This window comes from Streptomyces niphimycinicus (genome assembly GCF_018883605.1).
GTDB classification, from domain to species: domain Bacteria; phylum Actinomycetota; class Actinomycetes; order Streptomycetales; family Streptomycetaceae; genus Streptomyces; species Streptomyces niphimycinicus.
In genome coordinates this window covers 1-8145 of record NZ_JAHLEM010000661.1, presented here as the reverse complement: position 1 = coordinate 8145, position 8145 = coordinate 1, and the positions used below count along the sequence as shown (strand labels likewise).

Below are 8145 nucleotides of genomic sequence, written 5' to 3'. Positions count from 1 at the left end.
AGCACATCAGCTAGTGACTGCCTGACGGATTGTCAGTGGCGGACGCCGCATCGCCCCAGCGGCGATTCGGCTCCCCCTGCCCTGCTCCGCAGGAGCCCGATCCCTCCCCCGCCTGAAAGCGGGGGTTTCCTCGGAGGTTCCCGATGAACGACACCCCGACCGGTACGAGCGACACTCCGACACGACGGGACACGCGGATGGCCCGACGGAACACCTGGCCGTCCGGCGCGCCGCGCCGCGCCGTCCTCGGCGGTGCGGCCGCCGCGGCGGCCGGGTTCGCGCTCACGGGCTGCGGCTCGGACGACGACGGGGGCGGGGAACCCAAGGGCCGTAAGAAGGGCGAGAAGATCACCCTGACCTTCTGGTCCTGGGTGCCGGGCATCGACAAACCCGTCGCCCTGTGGAACAGCGAGAACCCCGAGGTGCGGGTCAAGGTCGAGAAGGTCTCGGCCGTCGACGGCGCCCAGTACGCCAAGATGCACGCCGCCATCAAGGCGGGCAATCCGCCGGACCTCGGCCAGATCGAATACCCGGTCGTGCCCAGCTTCCTGGTCGACAACGGGCTGCTGGACCTGACCAAGTACGGGGTCGCCGAGCACAAGGACATGTTCATCGGCTGGCAGTGGCAGCAGTCCGTGTTCGGCAAGGCCGTCTACGCCGTACCGCAGGCGTCCGGTCCGATGGGCCTGTTCATCCGTCAGGACCTGTTCGACAAGTGGGGCATAGAGCCGCCCGCCACCTGGGACGAGTACGAGGCGGTGGCCACGGCGATCCGTAAGAAGGGCGCCTGGATCGAGACCTTCTCGGCCACCAACGGCAACCGCTTCGCGGGGCTGGCCTGGCAGGCCGGGGCGCGCTGGTTCGGCACCGAGGGCGACACCTGGACCGTCTCCATCGACGACGAGCCCACCCGTAAGGTCGCCGACTACTGGTACGAGCTGGCCCGGCGCAAGCTCATCAAGACCATTCCGGACCGGCAGAACGCCTGGTACAAGGATGTCCAGACCGGCTCCATCGCCTCCTGGCTCGGCGCCAGTTGGGGCGACGCCCTGCTGGTCGGCAACGCGCCGGGGACCGCGGGCAAGTGGCGCGTGGTGCCCATGCCGCAGTGGAAGAAGGGCGACGCCTCCTACGCCAACTGGGGCGGCTCCACCACCGCGGTCTTCGCCAAGACCAAGTACCCCAAGGACGCGCTGGCCTTCGCGATCTGGCTCAACACCGACCCCGAGTCGATCAAGCTCCTGATCGAGAACGGCTATGGCACCCCGGGCGCCAAGCAGGGGTACACCACCTCCCAGCTCGATGTGCACAAGGACTTCTTCGGCGGCCAGGCGTACAGCAAGGTCTTCGACGAGGCGAGCAAGGGCGTGGACACGAGCTGGAAGTGGGGCCCCGCCACGGACACCCTCTACCAGCGGCTCGGCGACGCCTTCACCGCCGCCATCGGCGACGGGTCCGACTTCCGTTCGGTGCTGAAGAAGGTGCAGGGCCAGACGATCGCCGACCTCAAGGAAAAGGGCCTCAAGGTGAAGGCCGGGTGAGGCGGGTGAGCAGGGCCCCCCGCCGCCTCACCCGGACCGAGGCACGCGGGGCCCGGGCGGCGTCCGGGTTTCTGCTGCCCTTCCTCGCGCTCTTCCTGCTGTGCTTCATCGCCCCCATCGGCTACGCCCTCTACGAGAGCCTGCTGAAGGTCGAGCGCACCGGGCCGCTCGGCCTCGGCGGGGAGACCAAGCAGGTGTGGGCGGGCCTGTCCAACTACGCCCACGCCCTGGAGGACGACCGGTTCACCGCGGGCTTCGGCCGGGTGCTGCTGTTCGGCGCCGTCCAGATCCCGTTGATGATCGCCTTCGCCACCGCGCTCGCGCTGCTGCTGGACGCGGCCTCCGCGCGCTGGGTCGGCTTCTTCCGGACCGCCTTCTTCCTGCCGTACGGCGTGCCCGGGGTGATCGCGTCGATCCTGTGGGGCTTCCTCTACGTCCCCGGGATCAGCCCGCTGGTCGAGATGGCCGATTCGATGGGCCGGCATGTGGACTTCCTGGGCCGCGGGGCGGTCCTGTGGTCCATCGCCAACATCGTCACCTGGCAGTTCACCGGCTACAACATGCTGGTGCTGATCGCCCAGCTCAAGGCCGTACCCGGAGAGCTGTACGAGGCGGCGCGGATCGACGGGGCCAATGCCTGGCAGGTCGCCCGGCACATCAAACTCCCCCTGATCCGGCCCGCGCTCGTGCTCACCACCGTCTTCAGCCTCATCGGCACCCTCCAGCTCTTCGCCGAACCCAAGGTGCTCAAACCGCTGAGCAACTCCATCGACTCCGGCTACACCCCCAATCTGGCCGCCTACAACGAGGCGTTCACCAGCAACAACCAGCACATCGCGGCGGCCGAGGCGGTTCTGCTCGCCCTCGTCGCCTGCGTGCTGTCCTTCGGATTCCTCAGACTCGTGGGCCGGCGGGGGAAGGACGGCGACAACGGATGAACGAGGCGAACGACCTGGCGGGCGCGGTCGCGAGCGAGCCCGCGGACGAGGCCGCATCCGGGAAGGGGCGGCCCGAGGCGGTCCCGCCCGACGACCGGCCCGGGGCGGGCCGCCGCGCGGCGAGGCGCCGGGAGGGGACACAACCCCCCTTGCGGCACCGGATCATCACCGTCTCGCTGCTCACCGTCGCCGCCATCTACTTCCTGACCCCCGTCTACTGGCTCGTCGTCTCCTCCACCAAGTCCAGCAGCGATCTCTTCGGCACCTTCGGCTTCTGGTTCCACGACCCGCACCCGCTCGACTATCTGCACCGGGTGCTCACCTACGACGACGGCATCTACGTCCGGTGGTTCGCCAACAGCCTGATGTACGCGGGCGTCGGCGCGCTCGCCGCCACCCTGCTTGCGGCCGCCGCCGGCTACGCCCTGGCCAAGTTCCGCTTCCCCGGCCGGGAGGGCATCTTCAACGTCATCCTGGCCGGGGTGCTGATCCCGGGCACGGCGCTCGCCCTCCCGCTCTATCTCCTCTTCAGCGAGATCGGCCTGGCCAACACCTACTGGGCCGTGCTGATCCCCAGCATCGTCAGCCCCTTCGGGGTCTATCTGTGCCGGATCTACGCGGCCGCCGCCGTCCCGGACTCCCTCCTGGAGGCGGCGCGGATCGACGGCGCGGGGGAGGCCCGGATCTTCTCCACGCTGGGGCTGCGGCTGATGACCCCCGCGCTGGTCACCGTCTTCCTGTTCCAGTTCGTGCACATCTGGAACAACTTCTTTCTGCCGCTGGTCATGCTCTCCGACTCCGATCTCTACCCGATCCAGCTCGGCCTGACGTCCTGGCAGGGATACGCGGACCGGCAGCCGGAGCTGTACCAGTACACGGTCGGCGGGGCGTTCCTGTCCGTCCTGCCGCTGATGGTGCTGATGGGCGTACTCCAGCGGTACTGGCGCACAGGGCTGACGGAGGGGAGTGTCAAAGCGTAAGAGACGTCACCATGAAGGTGGCCGCGGTGCGTGACAGGATCACTGTCATGACTACTCCTGATGCCCCGAACTCCGCGTCCGACGCCCCCGCGAAGAAGGCCCCGGCCAAGGACCCCTGGGACCTCCCCGATGTGTCCGGCCTGACCGTCGGCGTCCTGGGCGGCACCGGCGACCAGGGCCGCGGCCTCGCCTACCGGCTGGCCAGGGCCGGCCAGAAGGTGATCATCGGCTCGCGCGCCGCCGAGCGCGCGCAGACCGCGGCGCGGGAGCTGGGCGGCGCGGAACTCGGCATCGAGGGCGCGGACAACGCCGAATGCTCGCGCCGCAGCGATATCGTCATCATCGCGGTCCCGTGGGACGGCCACGCCAAGACGCTGGACTCGCTGCGCGAGGAGCTGAGCGGCAAGCTGGTCATCGACTGCGTCAACCCGCTGGGCTTCGACAAGAAGGGCGCGTACGCCCTGAAGCCGGAGGAGGGCAGCGCCGCCGAGCAGGCCGCCGCCCTGCTGCCGGACTCCCGGGTCACCGCGGCCTTCCACCACCTGTCGGCCGTAACTCTCCAGGACCCCGAGGTCGAGCAGATCGACACCGATGTGATGGTGCTGGGCGAGTCGCGCGCCGACACCGACCTGGTCCAGGCGCTCGCGGCCCGCATCCCCGGTATGCGTGGCGTCTTCGCGGGCCGGCTGCGCAACGCCCACCAGGTGGAGTCCCTGGTGGCCAATCTGATCTCGGTCAACCGCCGCTACAAGGCCCATGCGGGCCTGCGCGTCACCGACGTCTGAGGGCGCCGCCGCCCGGGCGGCACATCCGGGGCGCCCCGCCCCCGCGGCGGTGCATGGGGGACAATGTCGGGGAGTGCCGCATCCCCCGACAGGAGCCGACCCCATGCCCCGCCTCGCCCTCTACACCCTGGCCGTCTGTGTCCTCGCGATCGCCGCGGCCGTCGTGTCCTTCGCGCGGGGGAGCTGGCTCGGGGTCATCTGGATCCTGATCGCCGGTATCTCGTCCAATATGGCCTGGTACTACGTCCGCAAGGCCCGGGCCGACCGCGCGGCCGAGCGGGAGAGCAGCACGGGCGCGGCGGGCTGAGCTCGCGGCCGCGGGCTTGGGGCCACGAGGGGAGCCGCATGGCGATGCTTTCCCCTCCTCGCCCCTTCCCGTAACCATGGGCTCCGCCCCTGGGGTCTGGGGGCGGAGCCCGTACGCGGTGGAGCCGCATATCGAGGCATTCCCCTTCCCGTAGCCTGGCCCTGGGGAGTATCCGAACGGAAATTAGCGGTAGCGGAGCGATCTTGATTCCGGTTCGGTGACGTACCCGTTTTGCCTGGTCAGCGGGCTCTACGTTCCTGGTCATGCCTGTTGAATACCTGTCTGCTGAGCAAGAGGCCCGCTACGGCCGGTTCGCCACGGAACCCTCACCCGGGGAGCTGGAACAGTTCTTCCGCCTGGACACCAGGGCCCTGGAGCTCGCTCGGGCGAAGCGCCGTTCGGCTACGAGGTTGGGGTGGGCGGTGCAGTGGGGCACGGTGCGGATGCTCGGCACTTTCCTGACCGAGGACCCCACGGCGGTACCGGCCTCCGTGGTGCGGTTCGTCGCCGAGCAGCTCGGTCTCGATGTGACCGCGCGGTGGATGCCGGACGGGTTCCGGCCGCGCGGATGACCGGGCTGGCTCGGTACGGGCTGACCTCGAAGGCGCCGACGCTGAAGCGGCTGGAGGTCACACGGCAGACGCCGACGCTGCTGGCGACCGTGCGGCACCTGGAGACCGCGACGGTGGATGACGCGCTCAATCTGCTGCACGCGCTGATGGCCACCAAGCTGCTGGCGAAGGCCGAGCGGATGAACAGCGCGTAGTCGATGCCGACGGCGATGCCCAGCATCATGGCCAGCATCGAGGTGTTGCCGTTCATGTCGAACACGGAGCCCAGCGCCGTGATGGCGGCCAGGCTCACGCCGACCCCAAGCAGCGCGGTGACCAGCGGCAGGCCCGCGGCGGCCAGTGAGCCGAAGGTGATGACCAGGATGAGCCCGGCCAGCGCGAAGCCGATGATCTCCGGGGTGCTGCTCTCGCCGGCCACGGGGAGGGTGTCGCCGGTGCCCTCGTGACGTCCGTGATACGGGAGGAGGAGTCCCGTATCTCCTTCAGGGTGGCGGTCACGGCCTTCTTGGGACCGGCGTCACCGATGTCCTGCCCGTCCGGGGCCCGCAGGACGATCGTGGCAGAGGCGCCGTCCGCGTTGACCGCGGGGAACTTCTCGTCCAGCAGGTCGATGGCGCGCTGGGACTCCGTGCCGGGCAGGGTGAGACCCGTGGTGCTCGTGCTCGTGGTGCTGACGGCGGCGGCGCCGACGGCACCCAGGACGACAACCCACAGCAGGACCGCGAGTCCGCGTCGCCGGAAGGCGAGGCGGCCGATCCTGTGGAGCAGAGTGGCCATGAGGTGTGCAACTTTCGTGTTCGGTCGGTCGTAGGGGATTGCTTCGTGTCTCGTGCGGGACGCGCGTGACGGCAGCCGTCACGTACAGGTCGTCAGCGAGGCGGTCGCCGGCGAAGGCGGAGGCGGCGCGTCGGCTGGTGTCCGCGGCCGTCATCCGGCCGGGCTGTCCGAGGGCTGGGGCTTGCCGAGCATCTGGCAGGTGGCCGCTTCGACGAGGGCCTTGTTCGCGGTCGCGGCGACCTTGTCCTTGATGCCGAAGTTCGTGCTGCTGAAGACGGCGACGCTACGGGTGCCGGTGGCGTCGGTGTAGATCTCGCTGGAGTAGCCGGGCAGTCCGCCGGTGTGCCCCCAGACGGTGCCGCAGGCCGTGTCCACCTTCATCAGGCCGAGCCCATAGCCGCCGCCCTCCTCGGGCGCGTCCACGGTGGTCCGCATCTGCTTCATCTGGGCCTTCGGCAGCAGCTCGCCGGAGTTCAGCGCGGTGAGGAAGGTCTGCCAGTCCGCCGCGGTGGAGACCATGCCGCCCGCCGCCCAGGACCAGCTCGGGTCGATGGCGGAGGTGTCGACGTTGTTGTCGGGACGTTCGGGACCGGCGAACCCGACGCCGTCGGGCAGGTCCACGGTCCCGGAGAGGATCTTCTTCAGCCGCTCGGCGTTCGGCTCGTAGCCGGTCACGTGCTGCCGGCCGGTGTCCCAGTCGGCGTCCGTGGCGAGATACGAGTCCTTCATCTTGAGAGGCCCGGTGATCTTCTCCTTGATCAGCTCGGCCAGGCTGCTCCCGGTGGCCTTCTCCAGGATCAGGCCGAGGGCTTCATAATTGGCGTTGCTGTAGGAGTACGTCTCGCCGGGCTCGGCCGGCGGGTCCTGCTCGGGCGTGATGGCGAGCAGTTCCTCCGGCGCCCAGGTGCGCTTCTCCTGGCCCGTGAGAGAGGACAGGAACTCCGGGGTCAGCAGGAAGTCGCCCAGACCGCTGGTGTGGTTCAGCAGCATCCGTACGGTGATGTCCTTGCCGCCCTCGACCACTCCGGGCAGCCACTTCTCAACCGTGTCGTCGAGGCTGATCTTGTTCTCGGCGACCTGTTGCAGGACGAGGGTCGCGGTGACCGTCTTGGTGTTGGAGCCGACACGGAACTGGTCGCCGACGGCGAGGGTGCGGTCGTCCTTGGTCCAGGCGGCCTGCTTGGCGATCTCGACGGGCTTCCCGTCGCCGGAGTCGACCCGGACGATGACGCCGAGGGAGCCGGTGACCGCCGCCTGCTGCGCGAGGCGGGCCAGCCGCGCATCGGCCGCCGGGCTCGCCGCGCTCTGTCCGGCCGCCGGTTCGACCTCGTCCGAGCAGCTCACGAGCGCCGCGCCCACGCAGGTCGCCAGGGCCATGGTCAGTGCTCCCCGGCGGATCCGGTGACGGCGGGACAGGGTGTGTGCGGACATAGCGAGTTCCCTTCGGCGCGTGACAGGTGCTGTGTGCGTCGAGGGACCGGGCACTCACCTGATGAGCGGCCGTTCGGCGGGTCCCGCGCACAACATCCATTCAGTCAGTGGCGCGCACCCGGTACATCGCTCGATGGCGGGCTTCCCACCGGCGCGGGGTCACTCCAAGGAATGACCACACGGGGGTATGGCGCCCCGTCGGCCCGGTGGCCAACCGGAGGCGGGTCAGGACAGGGTGTTCCTGGCCAGTACCGCCGCCTGCGCCCTGCTCTGGCAGCCGGTCTTCGTGAGCACGCGGCTGACGTGCGTCTTGACCGTGTGCAGGCTCACCACGAGCCGGTCGGCGATCTCGGCGTTGCTCAGCCCGTCCCGGATCAGACGCAGTACGTCGACCTCCCGCTCGGTGAGGTCCCGCAGCCGGGCCAGCTCCTGGTCGCTGGGCTGTCGCCGGCCGCTGAGATGGCCCTCGATGATCCGCTGGGTCACCGCGGGGCTCAGCGCGCTGTGCCCGGCCGCCGCGGCACGCACGGCCCCGGTCAGCTCTTCGTACGAACTGTTCTTCAGCAGGAAGCCGGACGCCCCGGCCGCCAGCGCGTCGTCGACATATTCGTCCAGGTCGAACGTGGTCAGCATGAGTACTCGGCTGCGCCCCGGCCCGAGCAGTCCCCGGCGGCCCAGCTCGGCCAGCGCCCACAGGCCGTTGCGGCGCGGCATCCGGATGTCCATCAGCAGCACGTCCGGCCGCAGCCGCGCGCACACCTCGACGGCTTCCTCACCGTCGTTCGCGGTGCCCGCCACGGTGATGTCCGCCTGG

The 8145-nt window shown here is 69.7% G+C and carries 9 protein-coding genes and 1 pseudogene; 7 read left to right on the top strand and 3 right to left on the bottom strand.

The features are described from left to right. Positions 1 to 197: 197 nt before the first annotated feature. The 7 genes from KN815_RS39540 to KN815_RS39510 all read left to right on the top strand — a co-directional run bounded on the left by KN815_RS39540 (position 198) and on the right by KN815_RS39510 (position 5317). On the top strand, positions 198 to 1541 hold the full coding sequence (locus tag KN815_RS39540; protein WP_216346631.1) for an ABC transporter substrate-binding protein: 1344 nt from the start codon (positions 198 to 200) through the stop codon (positions 1539 to 1541). After that, complete coding sequence (locus KN815_RS39535) at positions 1538 to 2479, top strand: carbohydrate ABC transporter permease (RefSeq protein WP_216346629.1); 942 nt, start codon at positions 1538 to 1540, stop codon at positions 2477 to 2479. The genes KN815_RS39540 and KN815_RS39535 overlap by 4 nt, the downstream gene beginning before the upstream one ends. Then, the gene (locus tag KN815_RS39530; protein ID WP_253209528.1) at positions 2476 to 3459 is read left to right on the top strand and encodes a carbohydrate ABC transporter permease; all 984 of its coding nucleotides are present in this window, start codon (positions 2476 to 2478) and stop codon (positions 3457 to 3459) included. The genes KN815_RS39535 and KN815_RS39530 overlap by 4 nt, the downstream gene beginning before the upstream one ends. Positions 3460 to 3506: 47 nt before the next feature. Continuing rightward, positions 3507 to 4244 (top strand): NADPH-dependent F420 reductase, encoded by a 738-nt coding sequence (npdG, locus tag KN815_RS39525; protein ID WP_216346628.1) that lies wholly within the window; start codon positions 3507 to 3509, stop codon positions 4242 to 4244. A gap of 103 nt (positions 4245 to 4347) precedes the next feature. Then, entirely contained in the window at positions 4348 to 4551 is a 204-nt protein-coding gene (locus KN815_RS39520) for a hypothetical protein (protein ID WP_216346627.1), read from the top strand. A 263-nt stretch (positions 4552 to 4814) separates the two neighbouring features. Further along, on the top strand, positions 4815 to 5123 hold the full coding sequence (locus KN815_RS39515) for a DUF4158 domain-containing protein (protein WP_216346626.1): 309 nt from the start codon (positions 4815 to 4817) through the stop codon (positions 5121 to 5123). Continuing rightward, positions 5120 to 5317, top strand: coding sequence for a hypothetical protein (locus tag KN815_RS39510; RefSeq protein ID WP_216346632.1), 198 nt, complete (start codon positions 5120 to 5122; stop codon positions 5315 to 5317). Before KN815_RS39515 ends, KN815_RS39510 begins: the two co-directional genes overlap by 4 nt. A 38-nt stretch (positions 5318 to 5355) precedes the next feature. Here KN815_RS39510 and KN815_RS52430 read toward each other — a convergent pair. The 3 genes and pseudogenes from KN815_RS52430 to KN815_RS39495 all read right to left on the bottom strand — a co-directional run. Further along, positions 5356 to 5541: pseudogene (locus tag KN815_RS52430) on the bottom strand (MMPL family transporter); the annotation flags it as partial. A 509-nt stretch (positions 5542 to 6050) separates the two neighbouring features. Continuing rightward, a complete protein-coding gene (locus KN815_RS39500; protein ID WP_216346630.1) occupies positions 6051 to 7277 on the bottom strand; it encodes a serine hydrolase domain-containing protein in 1227 nt (408 codons plus the stop codon). A 279-nt stretch (positions 7278 to 7556) separates the two neighbouring features. After that, a partial coding sequence (locus tag KN815_RS39495; protein WP_216346625.1) for a response regulator occupies positions 7557 to 8145 on the bottom strand: 589 nt, incomplete at its 5' end.